General features: G+C 72.5%; 19 protein-coding genes. 12 read left to right on the top strand and 7 right to left on the bottom strand.

Annotated features, from left to right (window positions below):
• Positions 1–73 precede the first annotated feature (73 nt).
• Both ACFQ6N_RS14920 and ACFQ6N_RS14915 read right to left on the bottom strand, forming a co-directional pair.
• On the bottom strand, positions 74–1,870 hold the full coding sequence (locus ACFQ6N_RS14920; protein WP_380649323.1) for a hypothetical protein: 1,797 nt from the start codon (positions 1,868–1,870) through the stop codon (positions 74–76).
• The gene (locus tag ACFQ6N_RS14915; RefSeq protein WP_380649322.1) at positions 1,867–2,931 is read right to left on the bottom strand and encodes an ATP-binding protein; all 1,065 of its coding nucleotides are present in this window, start codon (positions 2,929–2,931) and stop codon (positions 1,867–1,869) included. The genes ACFQ6N_RS14920 and ACFQ6N_RS14915 overlap by 4 nt, the downstream gene beginning before the upstream one ends.
• Positions 2,932–3,043: 112 nt before the next feature.
• Between ACFQ6N_RS14915 and ACFQ6N_RS14910 the strand changes: the two genes are divergently transcribed.
• From ACFQ6N_RS14910 to ACFQ6N_RS14895, 4 genes are all read left to right on the top strand, one after another.
• Positions 3,044–3,784, top strand: a complete 741-nt coding sequence (locus ACFQ6N_RS14910) for an NAD-dependent deacetylase (RefSeq protein ID WP_380649321.1) — start codon at positions 3,044–3,046, stop codon at positions 3,782–3,784.
• A 119-nt stretch (positions 3,785–3,903) separates the two neighbouring features.
• Positions 3,904–5,118 (top strand): cytochrome P450, encoded by a 1,215-nt coding sequence (locus ACFQ6N_RS14905; protein WP_380649320.1) that lies wholly within the window; start codon positions 3,904–3,906, stop codon positions 5,116–5,118.
• A gap of 35 nt (positions 5,119–5,153) precedes the next feature.
• A complete protein-coding gene (locus tag ACFQ6N_RS14900; RefSeq protein ID WP_380649319.1) occupies positions 5,154–6,152 on the top strand; it encodes an ADP-ribosylglycohydrolase family protein in 999 nt (332 codons plus the stop codon).
• 72 nt (positions 6,153–6,224) lie between these two features.
• A complete protein-coding gene (locus ACFQ6N_RS14895; RefSeq protein WP_380649318.1) occupies positions 6,225–7,547 on the top strand; it encodes a serpin family protein in 1,323 nt (440 codons plus the stop codon).
• A gap of 79 nt (positions 7,548–7,626) precedes the next feature.
• On the opposite strand, the gene ACFQ6N_RS14890 is transcribed toward ACFQ6N_RS14895, so the two are convergent.
• The 4 genes from ACFQ6N_RS14890 to ACFQ6N_RS14875 all read right to left on the bottom strand — a co-directional run bounded on the left by ACFQ6N_RS14890 (position 7,627) and on the right by ACFQ6N_RS14875 (position 12,793).
• On the bottom strand, positions 7,627–8,739 hold the full coding sequence (locus ACFQ6N_RS14890) for an ADP-ribosylglycohydrolase family protein (RefSeq protein ID WP_380649316.1): 1,113 nt from the start codon (positions 8,737–8,739) through the stop codon (positions 7,627–7,629).
• A 114-nt stretch (positions 8,740–8,853) separates the two neighbouring features.
• Positions 8,854–10,140: a DUF2786 domain-containing protein gene (locus ACFQ6N_RS14885; protein WP_380649315.1), complete on the bottom strand. Its 1,287-nt coding sequence runs from the start codon at positions 10,138–10,140 to the stop codon at positions 8,854–8,856.
• A 131-nt stretch (positions 10,141–10,271) separates the two neighbouring features.
• Entirely contained in the window at positions 10,272–11,882 is a 1,611-nt protein-coding gene (locus ACFQ6N_RS14880) for a transporter (RefSeq protein ID WP_380649314.1), read from the bottom strand.
• 8 nt (positions 11,883–11,890) lie between these two features.
• Positions 11,891–12,793: an ABC transporter ATP-binding protein gene (locus tag ACFQ6N_RS14875; RefSeq protein WP_380649312.1), complete on the bottom strand. Its 903-nt coding sequence runs from the start codon at positions 12,791–12,793 to the stop codon at positions 11,891–11,893.
• Positions 12,794–13,051: 258 nt separating this feature from the next.
• On the opposite strand from ACFQ6N_RS14875, the gene ACFQ6N_RS14870 reads away from it, so the two are divergent.
• The 7 genes from ACFQ6N_RS14870 (at position 13,052) to ACFQ6N_RS14840 (ending at position 20,144) form a co-directional block, all read left to right on the top strand.
• Positions 13,052–13,624 carry a DUF1707 and DUF4190 domain-containing protein gene (locus tag ACFQ6N_RS14870; protein ID WP_380649311.1) on the top strand — a complete coding sequence of 191 codons (573 nt, stop codon included), beginning with the start codon at positions 13,052–13,054 and terminating at the stop codon, positions 13,622–13,624.
• 481 nt (positions 13,625–14,105) lie between these two features.
• Complete coding sequence (rpsL, locus tag ACFQ6N_RS14865; protein WP_014144289.1) at positions 14,106–14,477, top strand: 30S ribosomal protein S12; 372 nt, start codon at positions 14,106–14,108, stop codon at positions 14,475–14,477.
• Positions 14,478–14,479: 2 nt separating this feature from the next.
• Complete coding sequence (rpsG, locus tag ACFQ6N_RS14860) at positions 14,480–14,950, top strand: 30S ribosomal protein S7 (protein ID WP_030055803.1); 471 nt, start codon at positions 14,480–14,482, stop codon at positions 14,948–14,950.
• Positions 14,951–14,989: 39 nt separating this feature from the next.
• Positions 14,990–17,095: an elongation factor G gene (gene fusA / locus ACFQ6N_RS14855; protein ID WP_380649310.1), complete on the top strand. Its 2,106-nt coding sequence runs from the start codon at positions 14,990–14,992 to the stop codon at positions 17,093–17,095.
• Positions 17,096–17,313: 218 nt separating this feature from the next.
• Entirely contained in the window at positions 17,314–18,507 is a 1,194-nt protein-coding gene (gene tuf / locus ACFQ6N_RS14850) for an elongation factor Tu (protein WP_380227173.1), read from the top strand.
• A gap of 192 nt (positions 18,508–18,699) precedes the next feature.
• Positions 18,700–19,662, top strand: a complete 963-nt coding sequence (locus ACFQ6N_RS14845; RefSeq protein ID WP_380649308.1) for a glycosyltransferase family 2 protein — start codon at positions 18,700–18,702, stop codon at positions 19,660–19,662.
• 5 nt (positions 19,663–19,667) lie between these two features.
• Positions 19,668–20,144 carry a GtrA family protein gene (locus ACFQ6N_RS14840; RefSeq protein WP_380649332.1) on the top strand — a complete coding sequence of 159 codons (477 nt, stop codon included), beginning with the start codon at positions 19,668–19,670 and terminating at the stop codon, positions 20,142–20,144.
• On the opposite strand, the gene ACFQ6N_RS14835 is transcribed toward ACFQ6N_RS14840, so the two are convergent.
• Positions 20,131–21,723 carry a DUF2142 domain-containing protein gene (locus ACFQ6N_RS14835; RefSeq protein WP_380649307.1) on the bottom strand — a complete coding sequence of 531 codons (1,593 nt, stop codon included), beginning with the start codon at positions 21,721–21,723 and terminating at the stop codon, positions 20,131–20,133. The two genes, ACFQ6N_RS14840 and ACFQ6N_RS14835, sit on opposite strands and share 14 nt — an antisense overlap.
• A 162-nt stretch (positions 21,724–21,885) precedes the next feature.
• Here ACFQ6N_RS14835 and ACFQ6N_RS14830 point away from each other — a divergent pair, with 162 nt between their 5' ends.
• Positions 21,886–22,242: a GtrA family protein gene (locus ACFQ6N_RS14830; RefSeq protein ID WP_380649305.1), complete on the top strand. Its 357-nt coding sequence runs from the start codon at positions 21,886–21,888 to the stop codon at positions 22,240–22,242.
• The last annotated feature ends 12 nt before the right edge of the window (positions 22,243–22,254 follow it).

The following is a 22,254-nucleotide window of genomic DNA, read 5'->3' as shown; positions in this document are numbered from 1 at the left end:
CTCCCACGGGGGAGGAGCGGCCGCCCGTCGGCGTCTGCGGCGGTGTCGGCGTCGCCGTCTGCGGCTCCGGCGCTCAGCTCATCCGGAAGACCGGCCCGCGCGGGGTGAACGGCAGCACGGCGCCGCGCGGGACGAGGAAGGCGTGCGGGCGGCGTACCCGCAGCACGTCGCACGCGCCGTCGGTGATGACGAGGACGGGTGCCCCGGGCGGGAAGTCCTCGGCCCGCTCCAGCAGGTCGACGCCCGGCTGGAGGACGGTGCCGCCGCGCCCGCGCACCCGGACCCGCCCGGCGATGTCCTCGACCGGGAGGTACCCGGCGTCGTGCGGGGCGGCGTCGCAGTGCACCACCCGGGCCGCCGGGACGTCCCGCGCGGCGGCGTAGGAGGCGATCGCGCCGAGCGCCTTGCCGAGCAGCGTCCGGTCCATCGAGCCCGAGGTGTCCAGGACGACCCCGAAGGTGCAGCGGGGCACCTCCTCCTCGGGGTGGTAGCGGCCGGCCCGGGGGATGTCCGGGGTCGAGGACTGCCGCCGGGCGGGGCGGGAGTAGCTCCGGACCGGCTCCGGGCTCGGGACGAACTCGTCGAACCAGCGCGCCAGTTGCGCGTCCCACGGGAGCGGCGGATGGGCCAGCGCCCGGATCTCCTCGACCAGCCCGGCCGGGAGCAGGCCGCGGTCGCGCCGGTGCAGCTCGAAGCCCTGCTGCAGGCCGCGCCGGTAGAAGTCGTCGAGGTCCACGTAGTCGCGCGGGCCGCGGTCCAGCGGTTCGCCCAGGATGTCCGGGCGGTTCTTGCCGGCCAGGGTGGCGAGGCGGCGGATCCGGCGCTGGTCGCGGACGATCCGGTCGTACACCTCCTCGGCGGACAGGCCCTTCAGCTCCGGGTCGTGCAGCAGGCCGTCGGGCATGTCGCCGACGCCCATCTCCAGCAGCCAGCCGTTGATGACGTAGTCGGCCGCGACGTTGAACAGGAACGGGTCCCGGCCGCCCCGGCGCTCGCCGTGCCGCAGGGCGGCGTGCAGCATCTCGTGGCCGAGGATGAACCGCCACTCCTCGTCGGTGTACCGGCGCAGCGGGTTGACGTAGATCTCCCCGGCCTCGGTGTTGACGGCGGCGACGGCGATGTCGTGGGCCCGGGCGAGTTCGGCGTCGGCCACGACGGTCAGGCCGGCCGCGATGCCGCCCAGCAGGGGGTACGAGGAGACGAACCAGTTGAGCGCCCTGGTCCACGGCCGCTCGGGCAGGCGCTCGCCGGTGTCGGCGTCGATCCGGCCGCCGGCCCGGTCCATCGCGGCGGACATGGTGCGGGTGAGGGCGGCCGCGAAGGCCGCCGGCCAGTCCTCGCGGGCCTGGCCGTGGCCGCCCCACTCGACCAGCAGCTGGTCGCGCTCGGCGGTGCCCGCGGTGCCGGCGGTGCCGGCCGGCGGCAGGCCGTCGCGGCGCCAGCGGGCGATCAGCTCCTCCTCGTCCCCGCCCGGGTACTCCTGCGGGAGGACGACCGGGGCACGGCCGACCGGGAAGGTGGCGAGGAAGCGGTTGACCACCGCGCAGCGGGCGGCGGCCTCGTACGCGTCGGGCTGGACCCGGGTGCCGCGGGCGCCCGGGAGGTGGCCGAAGCCGAGGTGCAGCAGGCAGTGCGCCAGCACCCAGGCCCATTCCGCGGGTTCGGCCCGGCGGCGCGGGTTGACGTGCAGGTTGCCGTTGGAGTCGACCACCGCCCAGCCGTCCGGCGGGGCGGTGGAGCAGTCGTCGGAGCGGCAGATGTCGGCGCGCAGGGAGGCGAAGGCCGGGTTGCACCGCAGCAGCCGCACGCCCTCCTCGAAGGCCTCCGCCCCCGGGTCCGGCTTCTTCCGGTCGGCCGGGGGACGCTTCACCGGCGGGCCTCGACCAGCCGGGGCATGTCCCGGGCGGCCTCGATCAGGAACCAGGGGGGCAGCACCGGGTTGCCGTCCGCGCCGTCGGCGATCACCGTCTGGGCGACCTCCACCGAGATCTCGGCCAGCTGCACCAGCAGCGACTTGGCCCGGAAGGCGGTCTGCCGCTGCGCCCCGGAGGCGTGCTCCTTGCTCGCGGGCAACTCCTTGACCAGGCGGCCGCGGAAGGAGTCGGCCAGGTAGTAGAGCAGGTCGCGGTCCTCCGGCCGGTGCGGCCAGCGGGCGTCGCCCTTGAGGATCGCCTCCAGGCCGTACGAGTTTCGGACGATCTTCGCGTAGCCGCAGAAGGCGACCGCGTGCGGCGCGGTGAGCAGGCCGTACGCGAGGACCTTGAGGGTGCCCTCGTCCAGGGTCGGGCCGAAGGAGTGCAGCGCGTCGGAGAGCATGTGCCAGGCGCGGGGGGTGGAGAACGGCTCCTCGGTCTTGGGCGGGGCGGACCACAGGTGGTCGGGCCGGTCGGTGAGGTAGTCGACGACCCAGGGGTGGATGCCGGCGCCGGCCGCCCAGCGCAGCCAGTCCTCGGCACTGGCCCGCAGATGTACGTGGATCATGCGGTTGACCAGGGCGGACGCCATCGGGCGGGCGAGCGCGCCGTCGGTGGCGCGGTTGCCGGCGCCGATCACGATCGAACCGGCCGGCAGTTCGTACGAGCCGATCCGGCGGTCCAGGATCAGCGAGTAGAACGCCTTCTGGACGTCCGGCGAGGCGGCGTTGAGCTCGTCCAGGAAGAGGCAGTACGGCTCGTCGCGGGCGATCTGTTCGGGCGGGCAGAACCGGGAGCGGCCCTCCGGGGTGAGCTGCGGGACCCCGATCAGGTCCTCCGGGGCGAGCTGGGTGCCGACCAGGCTGACGCACTCCAGGCCGAGCGACTCGGCGAACGCCCTGACCAGGGAGGACTTGCCGATCCCCGGTGCCCCCCAGAGGAACACCGGCCGGACGGTGGCCAGTCCGAGCAGCAGCTCGGGGATCTGGGCGGGCGAGACGCTGACTGCTCCCTGCACGGGGCTCCTTGGCATGAGGTGGAGTGACCGGCCCAGTCTGCGGCGGGAGTTGGCGGGGCGCACCTGGATTTTCGGTGGCCGCGGCACGGCCGGTGCCCGTACCGTCCGGGCCATGAACGCGAAGCGCCCCCTGATCGCCGTGCTCACCGGTGCGGGCATCTCGACCGACTCCGGCATCCCCGACTACCGCGGCCCGCAGGGGCTGTGGCAGCAGGACCCGGCGGCCCAGGAGCTGGTCACCATCGGGCCGTACCGGGCCGACCCGGAGGTCCGGCGGCGGGCCTGGCGGATGCGGCTGGACACGGGCGCCCTGGCCGCCGAGCCGAACGCCGGGCACCGGGCGCTGGTCGACCTGGAGCGCTCCGGGCTGCCGCTGAGGGTGCTCACCCAGAACGTGGACGGACTGCACCAGGCCGCCGGGCTGACCGCCCGCAAGGTGCTCGAACTGCACGGCACCGCACGGGAGGTGCAGTGCCTGCGCTGCCGGGTGGTGGGGCCGATGGCGGACGCGTTGGCGCGGGTGGAGGCGGGCGAGCCGGACCCGGCCTGCCGGGAGTGCGGCGGGATCCTCAAGCCGCGCACGGTGATGTTCGGCGAGAACCTGGACCCGGAGGTGCTCGGGCAGGCCGACTCGATCGCCCGCGCCTGCGACGTGTTCGTCGCGGTCGGCACCAGCCTCCAGGTGTTCCCGGTGGCGGCGCTGCCGTACCAGGCGGTGCGGGCCGGGGCCCGGCTGATCATCCTGAACGCCGAGCCGACGCCGTACGACGAGGCGGCGGACGAGGTGATCCGGCAGCCGATCTCCGAGGCGCTGCCCGGGCTGGTGCGACGACTGGTGGCGGAGCGGGCCTGAGCGGCGGGCCGGGGGAGGGGCGGGCCGGGGGAGCGGGCCGGAAGGGTCTTATTGCGGACGAACCGCATGCGTACGATGATCCTTCCGGCTTTCCCCTCACGGCCTGGAGTGATCGACCGATGACGACGACGGCGAAGTTCGACCCCTGGTCGGCGGAGTTCGTGGCCCACCCCTACGACGCGTACGCCGAGCTGCGCGAACACGCGCCGGTGACGTACTTCGAGCCCACGAACCAGTGGCTCGTCTCGCGCCACGAGGACGTCAGCGCGCTGCTGCGCGACCGGCGGCTCGGCCGCACCTACACCCACCGCTTCAGCCACGCCGAGTTCGGCCGCCCCGAGCCCGACCCCGCGTACGAGCCCTTCCACACCCTGAACGACCACGGGCTGCTCGACCTGGAGGCGCCCGACCACACCCGGATCCGCCGGCTCGTCTCCAAGGCCTTCACCCCGCGCATGGTCGAAGGCCTGCGCCCGACCGTCCGCCGCCTGGCCGGCGAACTGGTCGACGACCTGCTCGCGGCCGGCGGCGGCGACCTGATCGCCACCGTCGCCGAGCCGCTGCCGGTCGCGGTGATCGCCGAGATGCTCGGCGTCCCGGAGCAGGACCGGCACCTGCTGCGGCCGTGGTCCGCCGACATCACCGGGATGTTCGAACTCAACCCGACCGAGGAGGCCGCCCGCCGGGCCGTCACCGCGAGCGTCGAGTTCTCCGACTATCTGCGCACCCTGATCCGCGAGCGCCGCACCGCCCCCGGCACCGACCTGATCAGCGCGCTCATCCAGGCCCAGGAGGGCTCCGACGCGCTCAGCGAGCAGGAGATGGTCTCCACCTGCGTGCTGCTGCTCAACGCCGGCCACGAGGCGACCGTCAACACCACCGGCAACGGCTGGTGGGCGCTGTTCCGCAACCCCGGGGAACTCGCCCGGCTGCGCGGCTCGGTGGACGCCCTGCTGCCCACCGCGATCGAGGAGCTGATGCGCTGGGACACCCCGCTGCAGATGTTCGAGCGCTGGGTCCTGGAGGACATCGAGGTCGGCGGCGTCACCATCCCGCGCGGCGCCGAGACCGCCCTGCTCTTCGGCTCCGCCAACCGCGACCCCGAGCGCTTCGCCGACCCCGACCGCCTCGACCTCGGCCGCACCGACAACCCGCACATCACCTTCGGCGCCGGAATCCACTTCTGTCTCGGCGCCCCGCTCGCCAGACTGGAACTCACCGAGTCCTACGGCACGCTGCTGCGCCGGGCCCCGGGCCTGCGGCTGGTCCGCGAGCCCGAGTGGAACCCGGGCTACGTGATCCGCGGGCTCAAGGAACTGCTGGTCGAGCTGTAACGGGCGAGCTGTAACGGGAACTGGGGGAGAAGGCCGTGGGCAAGGCGACGGGGGCACTGCTGGGGCTGGCGATCGGCGACGCGATGGGCCGGGTGACCGAGTTCCAGGACGTGGAGCGGATCGCCGCCGACCACCCGGACTGGCGGCGGCTCCCGCTGCCGGAGAAGGCGCTGGTCACCGACGACACCCAGATGACGCTCGCCCTCGGCCGCGGCCTGCGCACCGCCCTGGCGCGCGGGCCGCTGACGCCCCTGCGGCTGGAACGGCCGGTCCGCGAGGAGTTCGTCGACTGGTGGCGCTCCCCGGAGAACAACCGCGCCCCCGGCATGACCTGCCTGCGGTCCTGCGAGCGGCTCAGCCACGACACGTACCGCTGGCAGCAGGCGAGCGACATCGGCTCCAAGGGCTGCGGCGCCAACATGCGGGTCGCCCCGATCGGGCTGGTCCGCGAGCTGGACGCCCGGCAGCTCTCCGGCGCCGCGCAGCTCCAGTCCGCGCTCACCCACGGCCACCCCACCGCGCTCGCCGCGAGCGACCTGACCGCGTACGCCGTCCGCAAGCTCGCCGAGGGCGTCCCGCCGGCCGGCCTGCCCGCCGTGCTGCGGGCGTACGCGCTGGCGAGCCGCGAGCGCTACGACGAGTTCTGGCTCGGCGACCTCGCCGCCGAGTGGCACGGCGGCTCCCCGCAGGCCGTCATCGCCCGCGGCTGGGACGACTGCCTCACGGTCCTCGACCGGCTGGAGGCCGCGCTCGCCGCACCCGACACCGAGGCCGACCCGTGCCTGGCCACCGGGGAGGGCTGGATCGCCGAGGAGGCCTTCGGCACCGGCCTGCTCTGCTTCCTGCTGCTGCCGGACGACCCGGTGGCCGCCGTCCGCCGGGCCGCCTACTCCAGCGGCGACTCCGACTCCCTCGCCTGCCTGACCGGCGCCTTCGCGGGCGCCCACCACGGCGAGGCGGTCTGGCCGGCCGAGTGGGTGGAGCGGATCGAGTACCGGGACGAGCTGCTGGAGCTCGGGGCGCTCTGGGACTGACCGGACCGAGGCGGCGGCGGCCGGCGGCGGGCGGGGGCGGAACCGGGGGGCGGGGTGGTGCGTCGAAGGGCCATGACGAACCGCAGCACCGGAACCCGCCGTCGCCCGTCCCGCCGTCCGGCGGCGCTGCTCCTCGCCGCCGCGCTCGCCGCGCCGCTGCTCGCCGGGTGCGGCAGCGCCGACGCCGGCGCGCCCCCGATCCTGCGGGCCTCCGCGCCCGCGAGCCGCCCGGCGGTCGACTCGGCCCAGCTCACCGCGACCGCGGCCGCCACCGACGCCTTCGGGCTCGACCTCCTGCACGCCCTCACCGCGCGGCCCGACGACGCCGGCCGCAATCTCGTGCTCTCCCCGTCCGGCCTGGCCACCGTGCTCGCCATGCTGCTGCCCGGCGCCCGCGGCGCCACCGCCGACGAACTCGCCAAGGCCCTGCACACCGAGCTCACCCCGCAGCAGTACGCCCTCGCCACCGGCGAGCTGAACCGCCGGTCCACGTCCGGGAACGGGGTCACCCTGCGGCAGAGCGACGACCTCTGGGCCCAGCAGGGCCTGGCCGTCTCGCCGGACTACCTGGCCACCCTGGCCGCCGCCTTCGACACCGGCGTGCACCCCACCGACTTCGCCAAGGACCCGGACGGCTCCCGCAAGGCCGTCAACGCGGCCGTGGAGAAGGCCACCGAGGGCCGGATCAAGGACCTCTTCGCCCCGAACGCGATCACCCCGGACACCCGGATGGTGCTCACCGACGCGCTCTACCTCAAGGCCAAGTGGGCCACCGCGTTCAAGCCCTCGCAGACCGCCGACCGGCCGTTCCACAAGCCTGACGGCTCCACCCCGGCCGTTCCGACGATGGGTCAGAGCGGCTCGTTCAAGTACGCCGACGGCTCCGGCGGGATCGTCGGCGAGCCCTGGCAGGCCGTCGAACTGCCCTACGCGGACAGCGGGTTGGTGATGGACCTGATCGTCCCCGCGCAGGGCGGCTTCGCGGCCTTCGGCAAGGGCCTGGACCAGCCCCAGCTGGACCGGATCCTCGGCGCCCTCACCGAGCGGCCGGTCGACCTCCGGCTCCCGCGCTTCCACTTCGACACGTCCAACGAACTGACGTCCGCGCTGCGCTCGCTCGGCGTGACATCCGTCTTCGACCGGGCCGACCTCGGCGGCATCGCCAAGGAGCCGCTCGCCGTCAGCACGGTGGTGCAGAAGGCCACCGTCCAGGTCGACGAGGACGGTACGGTCGCGGCGGCCGGCAGCGGGGTCGGGGTCGCCGCGGCGGCCGCGCCGGCGGCGGACCGGCCGGTCCAACTGCACATCGACCGGCCGTTCCTGTTCCTGATCCGGGACACCCACGGCGGCCGGCCGCTGTTCCTCGGCCAGGTCACCGACCCGCAGGCGGGCTGACCGGGCCCGGTGGACGGGGCCCGGCGGACGGGGTTCGGCGGGCGGGGTTCAGTGGGCGGGGTTCGGCGGGAGGGGAGGTTCACCCGGCCGGGTAGCGCCCGCCGAGCCCCGGGTGGAGCGGGTCGCGGCTGCCGAACAGCACCAGCAGGTCGTCCGCGACCTGCCGCAGCTCGGCCCGCCCCTCGACCGCGCCGGCCCACTCGGCCGGCAGCGCGGAGGCGCCGTACGCGGCCCCGACCAGGTTGCCGCAGACCGCGCCGGTCGAGTCGCTGTCCCCGGAGTGGTTCACCGACAGCAGCAGCGCGGTGCGCACCGGGTCGGGGTCGAGGGTGGCCGCCAGCAGCGAGTACACCGCGATGGCCAGGCACTCCTCGGCGATCCAGCCGAGTCCGACCCGCTCCACCGCCTCCGCCGCGGGCTCGGACTCCTGGGCGATCCGGACGGCCCGGGCCAGCGCCTGGACGGTCTCCTTGGAGCTCGGCAGTTCGCGGATCTGGTCCACGGTCTCGCCGACCGCCGCCCACGGCTCCGTTCCGTTCGCGAGCCGCTCGACGAGCGCCGCGAAGGCGCCCGCCGCGAGGTAGCCGGTCGGGTGCCCGTGGGTGAGCTGGGCGCACTGCACGGCCAGCCCGAAGGACTGGTCGACGCCCAGCCGGGCCAGCCCGAACGGCGCCGAGCGCATCACCGTGCCGCAGCCCTTGGAGTGCGGGTTGACCGGCCCCGGCCGCCCGATCGTGGACGGCGCCTCGAACACCGGGTGCTCGGACACCCCGCTCAGGCAGGCGTTGCCCGGGGCCCGCCGCGCGTACAGGAACGGCTGCCGCAGCAGCCAGCCGTCGTACGGTCGGGGCTGCGGCTCGGCGTCCGGCCCGGGCTGGTACTGCGTCAGCAGCCAGCGCCGGTAGGCGCCGTGGACGGCCTCCGGCACCGAGCCGCCGCCGCCCGTCCAGCCGCGGATGAAGCCGCGGATCAGGCCCTCGGCGGTGAACAGCGTCATCTGGGTGTCGTCGGTCACCTCGACCGGCCCGGGCCCGGCCGGCAGCGAGGTCACTCCCGCGGGCCCGAACCGGCCCTGGATCTGGTGGAGCTGCTGGAACTCCACCGGCCAGCCCAGCGCATCGCCGATCGCTCCGCCGAGCAGCGCTCCGCGCACCCGGTCCCGGTATCCCGACTCGGCCGCCGGCTCCGTCACGTCGAATCCCCCTTCGTTCGTGGCGGAGTACGTTCTATCAGGTCTTCCGTGGGGAGAGGATCACCCCGTGGTGCCACCGGGCCGGTCCGTGGCGCCACCGGGCCCGTCCTCGGCCTACCGGCGGATCGCCCCGGCCCGCCCGTGCAGGGTGGCGCGGTCGGCGGCGGCGCGTCCGGCCGCCCAGCCCACGCCGTCGCTGACCCGGACCCGCTGGGAGACCAGCTTCGGGAACAGCCGGCCGACCTCCTCGTCCACCGCCTCCGAGCGGGCGGCGAGCGCGGGCAGCAGTCGCTCGTCCGGCAGCAGCTGCTCCTCGCTGCCGTCCTCGCGCAGGTGCCGGCCGGCCGCGGCGGCCTTGGTGGTCCGCTCGGTGGCGGCGGTCAGCCGCTCGCGGATCCGCGCCGCGTACGCGACCAGGAAGGACTGCCGGAACGCCTTGCTGCGCGAGTCCCGGCGGGAGCCGGCCTTGTTGAGGGCGTGGGTGGCCTGCACCAGCAGCGAGGTGTAGAGCAGTTCGACGCCGTCCAGGTCCCCGTCGAAGCCGACCACGGTGCAGAAGCCGAACTCCTTCGCCCACACCACCCGGCACCGGTTGGCCGCCGCGACCGCGTCCAGCAGCATCGTCTTGGGGCCCTCGTACGGGTTGTCCACCCCGATCCGCAGCGCCGCCGGGGCGTCGCGGTCGGCACCGGAGGCGGCCAGCAGCGCCTCGTCGATGCTGTGCTGGGCCATCAGCTGCTGGGCCTTGGCGGTCAGCGCCTCGGCCTCCTCCGGGTACTCGGTGGACTCGGCCTTGGCCAGCAGTGCCCGGATCCGGCTCAGCATCCGGGGCGCGCCGGTCACCGGCCCGGTGGACTGCGCTTCAAAGCGCTGCGGCACGGCCTGCCCGGGCACCGGCCCGACCGGCGCGATGTGCGGCAGCCGGCCCCAGGTGCGCAGCAGCTCCAGGGCGGCGGTGGCCAGGGCGAAACGATCCAGCCGGTGCTGCTCGGCGAAGGCGCCGAGGTACTGCTCGTCGCCGGGCCACCAGACGTCGGCCTCCAGCTCGCGCAGCTGCTCGTGCCAGCGCCGGTCGAGGGCCGCCGCGGGGTGGCGGCGGCCCTCGGCGGCGATCAGGTCGACCGCGAGGGCCAGGTGGACGGGCTTCAGGCCGCGCCGCACCACCCGCGCCAGGTCGGCCGGGCGCCACCCGGCGGACCAGCAGCGGCCGACGGTGGTGTCCGCGTGGCCCAGCAGGGCCCGGCTGACCGCCGGCCACTGCCCGGCCGAGGCGGCCAGCAGCGAGGCCCCGGTGTCCAGTGCGAGGTCCAGCCGGTCGTCCGGGGCCGTCAGCACCGCCCGCACCGCCTGCTCCAGCAGTGCCCCGGCGTCCCCGCCGTCCTGCTGCGCGCGCTTGCCCACGGTGTGTCCCTGCTCTCGTCGACGGTCCGGTTCCTCCCGTCCATGATGCCGGAGCCGCGACGGGAGCCGTCGGGAGAAGCGGCGGCGCCCGGCCCCTGGACGGGACCGGGCGCCTGGAGAAGCGTTTCGGCCTAGCGCTCGACGGCCTTGGCCAGGATCTCCGGGGCGCGCTCCAGCAGCCGGGTGGCCGCCATTCGCACGCCGAGGACGGCGACCAGCGCGCCGTAGAGCGGGCCGACCAGCAGCACCGGCCAGCTGGGCGCGTCCGAGAGCAGCGCCCAGCCGAGGTAGCCGACCACCGGCAGGGCCAGCAGGGCGACGCCGATCATCGAGCCGAAGGAGTTCAGCAGGACCAGCCCGCTCTGCCCGGGGGCGGCGTTGCGCATCGGGTTGCTGTCGGCGGGCATCGTGTACGGCACCAGCACGCTGAACAGCGCGCCGAGCGCCACCCCGCAGCCGAGCAGCGCGAACGCCAGGCCGACCGCGGCCGGCAGTTCGCCCCACTGGCCGGTGACGGCGGCCAGCAGCAGTCCGAGCAGCACCGTCACCGGGACCGCGTACGACAGCACCGCGTACGCCCGCCCGCGCAGTTCGTCCCGGGCGTCGGCCGGGGTGCGCAGGGTGGCGGCGACCATCCAGAACGCCGAGCCGTCCATGCCGAACAGGTTGAGCATCTGGAGTCCGAGGAACGTCCCGGTCATCGCCAGCAGGTAGACGCTCGCCCAGCCCTGGACCATCGACAGCAGGCAGATCACCACCGTCATGCCGATGCTGGTGAACAGCGCGGCCTTGGCCCGGGGCTCGCGCCAGGCGTACCGCAGGTGGCGCTGCATCACCGCGCCGGTCCGGCCCTTCGGCAGGAAGGCCCGGCCGCGCGAGCGCTGCACGCCGCGGGCCACCTCCAGGGTGGAGGAGTCGGCGGTGACCATCAGCTCCTGGAGGCTGCTCCGCCACCAGCGCAGCAGCAGGAGCAGCAGCACGCCGGTCGCGGCGAGCTGCAGCAGTGCCAGCCCGTACCGGCCCTCGCCGGCGGTGCGCGGCGCGTCCGCCGCGCTGATCGGGGGTATCCAGCGCAGCACCGAGGCGATCGGCTTCAGCGGGCTGAGGTCGATCTCCTTGCCGGGCCGGCCGAAGACGCTCTGCGAGCCGACGTTGGCGGCCTGGATCAGCAGGGCGAAGGCCAGCCCGCCGAAGATCGCGAAGTCCTTGCCGCGGCGGCTGGAGAGCATCCGGGCGTTGCCGGCCGCGACCGCCCGGGAGAGCGTGACCAGGCACAGCAGCGCGAGCGGTACGCCGACCACCGCGACCGCGGCCGAGGCGCCGCCGTCGGCGCCGGCCAGCACCGCGCCGGTGACCAGCACCAGGTTGATCAGCGGCCCGGGCCCGACCAGCGCGGCCAGCAGCGAGCCGCGCAGCAGCGGGCCGGGCCGCAGCGGCAGCATGGTGAGCCGGGTCGGGTCGGCGCTCTCGTCGCTGGAGAACAGGAACAGCGGCAGCGCGGCCCAGCCGAGGGCCAGCACGCCGACCAGCATCACCCCGGCGTCCCCGGAGCCCGCGAAGCGGCCGTTCATGGCGGTCATGGCGACGGCGACGCCGCCCGCGAAGGCCAGGCCGACGACGCCGCCGATCACGTAGACGGCCGTCCGGCCGGGGCTGCGCCGCAGCCCGTTGCGCAGGAGCCGCAGCTTGAGCGCCACCAGGGCGCGGACCACCGTCCGCCCGTCGGGCACCGGGTGGGGCACGGCCGCACTCACTGCCCGCCCCCGAGCTGCCCGCCCCCGAGCTGCCCGCCGCCGACCGGTCCGCCGCCGACCGGCCCGCTCCCGAGCTGCCCGTCCTCGACCGGGGCCCGGCCGCCGCCGAGCCAGCCGAGCGCCTGCCCGTCGTCCTCGCGCACCCCGATCAGGTCGAGGAACGCCTCGTGCAGGCTGCGCCCGCCCCGGACCGAGTCCAGCGGGCCCTGGGCGATCACCCGGCCCGCGTCGACCACCGCGACCCAGTCGCAGAGCTGCTCGACCAGCTCCATCACATGGCTGGAGAAGACGACCGTGGAGCCGGCCGCCGCGTAGCGCTTCAGCACGCCGCGGATGGTCTGCGCGGAGACCGGGTCGACGCCCTCGAAGGGCTCGTCGAGGAACAGCACGTCGGGGTTGTGCAGCAGGGCGGCCGCCAGGCCGATCTTCTTGCGCATGCCGGTGGAGTAGTCGGCGACCAGCTTGTCGGCGTCCCGGCCGAGGTCCAGGACGGTCAGCAGTTCCTCGGCGCGGCGGTCCACCTCGGCGCCGGGCAGGCCGCGCAGCCGCCCGGTGTACTGGAGGAGTTCGCGTCCGCTGAGCCGCTCGAACATCCGCAGGCCCTCGGGCAGGATGCCGATCCGGGCCTTCACGGTGACCGGGTCGGCCCACACGTCGGTGCCGTGGACCAGGACGGTGCCCTGGTCGGGCCGCAGCAGTCCGGTGGCCATCGACAGCGTGGTGGTCTTGCCGGCGCCGTTCGGGCCGACCAGGCCGATGAACGAGCCGGTCGGCAGCTCCAGGCTCAGCCCGGCCACGGCGGCCTGGGCGCCGAAGTGCTTCCACAGCCCCCGGATGCTGACGGCGGACGGGGTGCCCGGCCCCGGGAGGTCGGAGGACGGTGGTTCTGACGCCTGCATCGCTGCCTTCTCTGCTCGTGGGTGCACGCATCGTGTGGTGCACGGAACTCTCCGGTTCAGCCTGTCACCGCCCGGACGGGCTGTCGCCCGAGTTGAGGATCCCCTGAGCGTGTCCGCCGAACGGGTGAGGCACGCCGCCCGGGAACCGGTTCCGACGGGGATCGGGCCGAATTGGCAACTACTCAGTTCGCTTGTTCGTCCTGCACTATGAGGAGCAGTGAGCGTGCGCGGGGGTGCCGCGCGACCGGGAGGTGGCGGATGTCCGTTCAACCGTGGGGCGAACCCGGTCCCGGTCACAAGCACGGCCCGGGGCAGGGCCACGGTCAGGGGCACGGCCAGGGCGGCGGTCCGGTCGTCGGCTGGCAGCCGGCGCCGTCCCCGCAGGCCGCGATGCGGGCGGGCCACGCGGACCGCGACCGGACGTTGGACGTGCTCAAGGCGGCGTTCGCCGAGGGCCGGCTGTCCGTCCAGGAGTACGAGCAGCGGCACGAGGCGGTGGCCGCGGCGCAGACCTACGGCCAGCTGGCCGCGCTGGTGGCCGACCTGCCGTCCGGCCCGATGGTGTCGCCGCTCCCGAGCGGGCCGCCCGTTCCGGCCACATTCCTGCCCGCCCCGCCCCCGCAGCCCCGCCCCACCAGCGTGCTGGCGGTGCTCTCCCTGGTCCTGAGTGTGACGGGCCTCTCCCTGCCGGCGGTCTTCGTCGGCCACATCGCCCGCTCGCAGGTCCGTACCCGCAACCTGGAGGGCGACTGGGCGGCCGTCCTCGGCCTGGTGTTCGGCTACATGGGCACCGCGTTCTGGACCCTGGTGGTCCTGATGGGCTTCGCGTAGCGGCGCCCGCCCCCGGCCGCCCGCCCGCCGGGCCGTCCACTGGGGTCCCCGCCCGTCCGCCCCCGGCCGTCCGCCGGGCCCGCCCGCCCGTCCGGTGGCGGGTGCCCGGCGCCTGTGGTAGAGCGGGTGGAGACGGCCCGACACCGGACGGTCACGTGCGGGACACCCGCGTGACGCCCGGCCGAAGGCGGCGACCTGCGGCGTTGCATTTGTTTTGACCGAGCCCCATGCGCTAGGTACGCTCTGACCTTGTGCCTGGGGTGTCCCCGGGTCCTTGTGCGTGCATGCACACCGGTCGCCGCGCCGAGCCGGAGCGCCTCACAGCGCGCCGCGCGTAGAGCGCCGTGTACATCAGCCATGGGATTCCGTGTCGGAAAAAGCCCAACACACCCGACCGCGTGGGTCGACCACGGGGTCGTGTGCGAGGGAGACATCGCAGGTTAGTTCCACCAAGCCTTGGCACACAGAAAACGGAGAAACGGTGCCTACGATCCAGCAGCTGGTCCGAAAGGGCCGGCAGGACAAGGTCGAGAAGAACAAGACTCCCGCGCTGAAGGGCTCCCCGCAGCGCCGTGGGGTCTGCACGCGTGTGTACACGACCACCCCGAAGAAGCCGAACTCGGCCCTTCGTAAGGTCGCCCGTGTGCGCCTCACCAGCGGGATCGAGGTCACCGCTTACATCCCGGGCGAGGGCCACAACCTGCAGGAGCACTCCATCGTGCTGGTGCGCGGTGGTCGTGTGAAGGACCTTCCTGGTGTCCGCTACAAGATCATCCGCGGTTCGCTTGACACCCAGGGTGTCAAGAACCGCAAGCAGGCTCGCAGCCGCTACGGCGCCAAGAAGGAGAAGTAAGAATGCCTCGTAAGGGCCCCGCCCCGAAGCGCCCGGTCATCATCGACCCGGTTTACGGCTCCCCGGTCGTCACCCAGCTGGTCAACAAGATCCTGCTGCACGGCAAGCGCTCCACCGCCGAGCGGATCGTCTACGGCGCCCTCGAGGGCGTCCGTGAGAAGACCGGCTCGGACCCCGTCGTGACGCTGAAGCGCGCGCTGGAGAACGTCAAGCCGGCCCTCGAGGTCAAGTCCCGCCGTGTCGGTGGCGCGACCTACCAGGTTCCGGTCGAGGTCCGTCCGGGCCGCGCCAGCACCCTGGCGCTGCGCTGGATGGTCGGTTACTCCCGCGCCCGTCGCGAGAAGACCATGACCGAGCGCCTGATGAACGAGATCCTCGACGCCAGCAACGGCCTGGGCGCTTCCGTGAAGCGTCGCGAGGACACCCACAAGATGGCCGAGTCCAACAAGGCCTTCGCGCACTACCGCTGGTAGTCCCTACCCCGTCACTAGACAGAGAGAGAACGAGCCACCATGGCTGCAACCTCCCTTGACCTCGCCAGGGTCCGCAACATCGGGATCATGGCGCACATCGACGCGGGCAAGACCACCACCACCGAGCGGATCCTGTTCTACACCGGTGTCTCGTACAAGATCGGTGAGGTCCACGATGGCGCTGCCACCATGGACTGGATGGAGCAGGAGCAGGAGCGCGGCATCACGATCACGTCGGCCGCGACGACCTGTCACTGGACGGTCGATGACGTCGACAACACCATCAACATCATCGACACCCCGGGTCACGTCGACTTCACCGTCGAGGTGGAGCGTTCGCTGCGCGTCCTCGACGGTGCCGTGACGGTGTTCGACGGTGTCGCCGGTGTCGAGCCCCAGTCCGAGACCGTGTGGCGGCAGGCTGACCGCTACGGCGTCCCGCGCATCTGCTTCATCAACAAGCTGGACCGCACGGGCGCGAACTTCTTCTTCTGCGTCAAGACCATCGTGGACCGCCTCGGCGCCACCCCGCTGGTCATGCAGCTCCCGATCGGTGCCGAGTCGGACTTCCAGGGCGTCGTCGACCTGGTCCGCATGAAGGCGCTGGTCTGGTCCGCCGAGGCCGCCAAGGGCGAGATGTACGACATCGTCGACATCCCGGCCGAGCTGCAGGAGCAGGCCGACGAGTACCGCGAGCAGCTGATCGACACGGTCTCGAACATCAGCGACGAGATCATGGAGCTCGCCCTCGAGGGCGAGGACATCCCGGTCGAGCTGCTGCAGACCGCGATCCGCAAGGGCACCCTGAACTCGGACTTCACCCCGATCTTCTGTGGCACCGCCTTCAAGAACAAGGGCGTTCAGCCCCTGCTCGACGCGGTCGTGAAGTACCTGCCGTCGCCGCTGGACATCGAGTCGGTCGAGGGCACCAAGCCCAACGACCCCGAGACGAAGATCTCCCGCAAGGCGTCGGACGACGAGCCGCTGTCCGCGCTGGCGTTCAAGATCATGTCCGACCCGCACCTGGGCAAGCTCACCTTCGTCCGGATCTACTCCGGTCGCCTCGAGTCGGGCAGCTCCGTGCTGAACGCCGTCAAGGGCAAGAAGGAGCGCATCGGCAAGATCTACCGCATGCACGCGAACAAGCGTGAGGAGATCGAGTCGGTGGGCGCCGGCGACATCGTCGCCGTCATGGGCCTGAAGCAGACCACCACCGGTGAGACGCTGTCCGACGAGAAGAACCCGGTCGTCCTGGAGTCCATGGACTTCCCGGCCCCGGTCATCCGCGTCGCGATCGAGCCCAAGTCCAAGGGTGACCAGGAGAAGCTGGGTGTTGCCATCCAGCGTCTCGCCGAGGAGGACCCGTCCTTCCAGGTCAACACGGACGAGGAGACCGGCCAGACCATCATCGCGGGTATGGGCGAGCTGCACCTCGAGGTGCTGGTCGACCGTATGAAGCGTGAGTTCAAGGTCGAGGCCAACGTCGGCAAGCCGCAGGTCGCGTACCGCGAGACGATCCGTCAGGCCGTCGAGCGCATCGACTACACCCACAAGAAGCAGACCGGTGGTTCCGGTCAGTTCGCCAAGGTGCAGATCGCGATCGAGCCGCTCGAGCAGGCCGAGGGCTACGAGTTCGTCAACAAGGTCACGGGTGGCCGCGTTCCGCGGGAGTACATCCCGTCGGTCGACGCCGGTTGCCAGGAGGCCATGGAGTTCGGTGTTCTCGCCGGCTACCCGCTGCAGGGTGTCCGCGTGAGCCTGCTCGACGGTCAGTCGCACGACGTCGACTCCTCCGAGCTCGCGTTCAAGATCGCCGGCTCGATGGCCTTCAAGGAAGGCGCGAGGAAGGCCAAGCCGGTCATCCTCGAGCCGATGATGGCCGTCGAGGTCACCACGCCCGAGGACTACATGGGCGACGTGATCGGTGACATCAACTCTCGCCGTGGCCAGATCCGGTCCATGGACGAGCGTCACGGTGCCCGCGTCGTCACGGCGCTGGTGCCCCTCTCCGAGATGTTCGGCTACGTCGGTGACCTGCGCAGCAAGACCTCTGGTCGCGCCAGCTACTCGATGCAGTTCGACTCGTACGCCGAGGTCCCCAAGGCCGTGGCTGAGGAGATCATCGCCAAGTCCAAGGGCGAGTAGGTCCGGCCCAGCCGGCCCCGGAACCAGCCCGCCATTCGGGATGATTCCGACCCCTTAGGCTATTAGGAGGCGACCCGGGAGGATCCGGACGGATCCTCCCGGGGCCTCCGGCCCCCACCCGCGGGACGGTACGCGGTGCTCCGGCACCGCGGGCCAAGCCCGATCAAGACCAACTGACGTCAGCACGGCGTACAGGATCTGTCCTCAGGAGGACTGCAGTGGCGAAGGCGAAGTTCGAGCGGACGAAGCCCCACGTCAACATCGGCACCATTGGTCACATCGACCACGGTAAGACGACCCTTACCGCGGCGATCACCAAGGTGCTGCACGACGCGTACCCGGACATCAACCCCTTCACGCCGTTCGACCAGATCGACAAGGCGCCGGAGGAGCGGCAGCGCGGTATCACCATCTCGATCGCGCACGTCGAGTACCAGACCGAGGCGCGTCACTACGCCCACGTCGACTGCCCGGGTCACGCGGACTACATCAAGAACATGATCACCGGTGCGGCCCAGATGGACGGTGCGATCCTCGTCGTCGCCGCCACCGACGGCCCGATGCCGCAGACCAAGGAGCACGTCCTCCTGGCCCGCCAGGTCGGCGTCCCCTACATCGTCGTCGCCCTGAACAAGGCCGACATGGTGGACGACGAGGAGATCCTGGAGCTCGTCGAGCTCGAGGTCCGTGAGCTCCTCTCCGAGTACGAGTTCCCGGGCGACGACCTGCCGGTCGTCCGCGTCTCCGCGCTGAAGGCGCTGGAGGGCGACAAGGAGTGGGGCGAGAAGCTCCTCGGCCTCATGCACGCGGTCGACGAGAGCATCCCGACCCCGGCCCGCGCCGTGGACCAGCCGTTCCTGATGCCGATCGAGGACGTCTTCACGATCACCGGTCGTGGCACCGTCGTCACCGGTCGTATCGAGCGTGGCATCCTCAAGGTCAACGAGACTGTCGACATCATCGGCATCAAGGAGACCAAGACCACCACCACGGTCACCGGCATCGAGATGTTCCGCAAGCTGCTCGACGAGGGCCAGGCCGGTGAGAACGTCGGTCTGCTCCTCCGTGGCATCAAGCGCGAGGACGTCGAGCGCGGCCAGGTCATCATCAAGCCGGGTTCGGTCACGCCGCACACCGACTTCGAGGCCCAGTCCTACATCCTGTCGAAGGACGAGGGTGGCCGTCACACCCCGTTCTTCAACAACTACCGCCCGCAGTTCTACTTCCGTACCACGGACGTGACCGGCGTCGTGACCCTCCCCGAGGGCACCGAGATGGTCATGCCGGGCGACAACACCGCCATGACCGTCGCGCTGATCCAGCCGATCGCCATGGAGGAGGGCCTGAAGTTCGCCATCCGTGAGGGTGGCCGCACCGTCGGCGCCGGCCAGGTCACCAAGATCATCAAGTAATTGACGATCTGACCTGCCTGCTCCGTACAGGCTGAGTCCGAAGGGCCCCGCGCACCCCTGGGTGCGCGGGGCCCTTCGACCTTCATGCGGCCCTCACGGGAGCGGGCCTCCTTTCACCGGCCGCTCATCGCAGACTGTTATGGTCGGGCCACCAACCAAGCTCCCGCCGTCGCGGAAAGTGGGACCCAACGCATGTCAACGGCACCGCTGTTGTCGGTCGTGATTCCGATCTACAACGAGCAGGAGGCGCTCCCGCTGACCGTCGAACGGCTGCGGCCGATCCTCGACGGGCTGGACGCGGCCTACGAGGTGGTCGGCGTCGACGACGGCAGCACCGACGCGACACCGGTGCTCATGCGGAAGATCCGCCAGGACTGGCCGGAGTTCCGCATCGTCCGCTTCGCCCGCAACTCCGGGCACCAGGCCGCCCTCACCGCCGGCATCCACCGCGCCTTCGGCGACTACGTCGTCTCCATCGACGCCGACCTCCAGGACCCGCCGGAGAAGATCCCGGAGATGCTGGAGCTCGCCCGTGAGCAGGGCCTCGACATCGTCTACGGGGTGCGCGGCGACCGCGGCACCGACACCTTCTTCAAGCGGCACAGCGCCGGGGCGTACTACTGGCTGATGCGCAAGCTCGTCGGCAAGCGGATGCCCAACCAGGCCGGGGACTACCGGCTGCTCAGCCGGTCCGCGGTGGACGCGCTGAAGGCGATGCCCGAGCACCAGCCGGTCTACCGGCTGCTGGTGCCGTGGCTGGGCTTCCCCAGCGGCGAGGTGGTCTACGTGCGCGAGGAGCGGGTCGCGGGCAGCACCCACTACCCGCTGTCCAAGATGGTCCGGCTGGCGCTGGACAGCGTCACCAACTTCTCCGCGTCCCCGCTGCGGCTGGCCACCTGGCTCGGGCTGTTCAGCTTCCTGGTCTGCATCGCGCTGGCGCTCTACACCACGGTCGCCTACGCGCTCGGCTCCACCGTGCCCGGCTGGTCCTCGCTGTTCATAGGGATGCTGTTCATCGGCGCCGTGCAGCTGGTCTGCGTCGGACTGCTCGGCGAGTACGTCGGCCGGATCTACTCGGCCGTCCAGGCCAGGCCGGCCTACTTCGTCGGCTACGACTCGGCCGAGGACCAGGACCGGTTCGGTACGGGCGAGTGAACGAGATGCTCTCCACGGGCCGCGACGGGCACGGCAGCCCCGACGCCCCCGGCGGCCCGGACGCCCCCGCGGGGCCGGCCGCCGCACCGGGCCAGGTCCGGCGGCAGCTGCCGTCCTTCCTGGTCATCGGGGTGCTCAGCACCCTCTTCTACCTGGCCCTGTTCGTCGCCCTGCGCCCGGTCACCTCGTCGCAGGTCGCCAACCTGGTCGCGCTCGCGGTCAGCGCGGTGGCCAACACCGCGGCCAACCGCCGCTTCACCTTCGGCATCACCGGCTCGGACGGCGCGGTGCGCCACCAGCTCCAGGGCGCGGTCGCGTTCCTGATCGGCCTCGGCCTCAGCAGCGGTGCCCTGGCGCTGCTGGGGGCGGCCGTGCCGCACGCGTCCCGGGTGGTGGAGGTGACCGGGCTCGTGGCGGCGAACGGTCTCGCCACCGTGGCCCGGTTCGTCCTCCTCAAGGTGTGGGTCTTCAGGAAGCGCTGACCTCGGCGGGCCGCGGTTCCCCGACGGCCGCGGCCCGGCGGCCGGTGCTCGTCCAGGCCCAGACCCCGAGCATCACACAGCCCGCCGCGGCGGTCAGCAGCGCGGTCGCCGAGCCCGCCGGCGGGTGCCAGCTGCCGGCCAGCGGGTTCAGCGGAGTGAAGTCCACCGAGGTGCCGACGCCGGACTGCCAGCGGATCATCGTGTACCCCAGGAAGGCCAGCTGGAGCGGCAGCACCACCAGGGCCACCATGCGGACCAGCGAGGCCGTGCGGGCGTCGTCGAGCTTGCCGCGCTGCCCGAGCACGAAGGCCGCGAGCATCGGCACCCCGACGGCGACCGGCAGCATGTACCGGCCCTGGCCGGCGAAGCCGACCTTGTGCGCCGCCAGCGCGTCCGAGAGCGTGAGCACCGCGAACGGGGCGAGGAAGAAGGCGAACAGCCGCCAGCGGTCGCTCCAGGTGCCGAACGCGAGGGCCGGCAGGACCAGGCAGCCGATGGCCAGGAACCAGAAGTCGTAGGCCGTTCCGGGCAGGTGCGTGTCCAGCCAGGAGGGCACCCCGACCATCTCGACGAAGTACTCCGGCCAGCGCACGATCACCTCGTGCCGGATCGCCTTGGGCACGGTGATGCCCGGCGGCACCTGGACGGCCATCATCTCGGAGGCCTTCATGGCCACCGTCCACAGCGCCCCGGCCGCGCCGGCGACCGCCAGGGCCGCCGCCGCCCACCACGCGGGCCGGAAGCGCAGCAGCTGCCGCAGCCGCTCCCGGGTGACCGGGATCAGCATGATCCCGAGGATCGCCGTGCACCAGACCGGTCCGAGCGCGCGGCACGTCATGACCACCGAGCCGGCGATGCCGATCTGCACCATCGCCGCGCGGCGCAGCGGCTGCTCGGGGTCGAGCATGGTCGGGATGAGGGCCGCGATCAGTGCCACGCCGGCCGCGATCTCGAACCCGTTGGGGTTGATCGAGCCGGACAGGTGCAGGGTGATCGGGGTGACCGCGACCAGGATCCCGGCCGCCGCGAGCCGGTGCCGGGTCCAGGCGACGGCACTGTGCGCGGCGGAGGCGAGCAGGGCCGAGACCAGGCCCGCGCTGATCAGCCGGCCCAGGGTGAGGCCGAGCCAGTTGGGCCAGATCGCCATCGGCCAGCCGACGAGCGCGTAGTAGAGCGGGTTGTACCGGCCGGCCCTGGTCGCCACCCGCTCGACCGTCTGGTCGCCGCCGGGCGGCTCGGCGCAGGTCGCCGGCTTGGTGGCGTCGAACCACCAGCAGTTGTCCCGGACGATGGAGGCCGGCACGTGCTGGAAGGCGCCGGTGCCGCCGCCCGCGGCCTCGGGCTTGGGCGCGAACTCGCCCCGGGCCACCCCGACCGCGCGGATGATGTGCTCCCGCTCGTCCGGGCTGGCGTCGTAGGGGGACGCCAGGACCCAGCCGGCGCAGACCAGGAAGAAACCGATGAACGCGGTCCACCAGGTCCGTCGGAACAGCCGGCGGCCCGGGCGGGCGGAACCGCCGTCCGACCTCTGCGCGGGGGGGACTGACGGCGCCGCAACGGCTGGGGAGTATCTGGACACGCGACCAAGATATCGGGTACGGGAACCGGTTCGGCCGGACACCTGTATGCCTGGACTCCCCCCGCCCCTTACGATTCCCCCGTGACTTCACTGGATTTGCCCGCGGAAGCGTCCGAAACCTCCGCGAAGGGCCGCGTTGCCGGACTTCTCGGCCATAGTGCCGTGCGCTTCCTGGCCAGCGGTGTCACCAGCACGGTGATCGACATGGGGACCCTGTACGTGCTGCACGGCGTCCTGCGCCTGCCCCTGGCCCTGTCCACGCTCTGCGGCGTCCTGGCCGGATTCACCGTGAACTTCCTGCTCAACCGGATCTGGGCGTTCGGGAGCTCGTCGCCGGTCGGGAAGCAGACCGTGCGCTACATGCTGCTCGCGTCCGCCAACTGGATCAGCACCGTGCTGCTGGTGGGCGGGCTCGTGAAACTCGGCCTGTTCTACCTGCTCGCCAGGGCCATTCCGCTGGTGGTCCTGTCGCTGGTGAACTACTTCGGCTACAAGTACTGGGTGTTCCGGGACAAGTGACCGGGACGTGCG

Source organism: Kitasatospora sp. NPDC056446 (genome assembly GCF_042796115.1).
Taxonomy (GTDB): Bacteria; Actinomycetota; Actinomycetes; order Streptomycetales; family Streptomycetaceae; genus Kitasatospora.
Note: the sequence above shows the minus strand (reverse complement) of the source record. Positions and strands in the feature narration are given on the sequence as shown.

What these genes read in the sequence shown, in the direction of transcription:
- ACFQ6N_RS14910 (WP_380649321.1), top strand. Translation starts at nt 3,044, where the DNA reads ATGAACGCGAAGCGCCCCCTGATCGCCGTGCTCACCGGTGCGGGCATC.
- ACFQ6N_RS14905 (WP_380649320.1), top strand. Translation starts at nt 3,904, where the DNA reads ATGACGACGACGGCGAAGTTCGACCCCTGGTCGGCGGAGTTCGTGGCC.
- ACFQ6N_RS14895 (WP_380649318.1), top strand. Translation starts at nt 6,225, where the DNA reads ATGACGAACCGCAGCACCGGAACCCGCCGTCGCCCGTCCCGCCGTCCG.
- ACFQ6N_RS14875 (WP_380649312.1), bottom strand. Translation starts at nt 12,793, where the DNA reads ATGCAGGCGTCAGAACCACCGTCCTCCGACCTCCCGGGGCCGGGCACC.
- ACFQ6N_RS14870 (WP_380649311.1), top strand. Translation starts at nt 13,052, where the DNA reads ATGTCCGTTCAACCGTGGGGCGAACCCGGTCCCGGTCACAAGCACGGC.
- rpsG (WP_030055803.1), top strand. Translation starts at nt 14,480, where the DNA reads ATGCCTCGTAAGGGCCCCGCCCCGAAGCGCCCGGTCATCATCGACCCG.
- fusA (WP_380649310.1), top strand. Translation starts at nt 14,990, where the DNA reads ATGGCTGCAACCTCCCTTGACCTCGCCAGGGTCCGCAACATCGGGATC.
- ACFQ6N_RS14845 (WP_380649308.1), top strand. Translation starts at nt 18,700, where the DNA reads ATGTCAACGGCACCGCTGTTGTCGGTCGTGATTCCGATCTACAACGAG.
- ACFQ6N_RS14840 (WP_380649332.1), top strand. Translation starts at nt 19,668, where the DNA reads ATGCTCTCCACGGGCCGCGACGGGCACGGCAGCCCCGACGCCCCCGGC.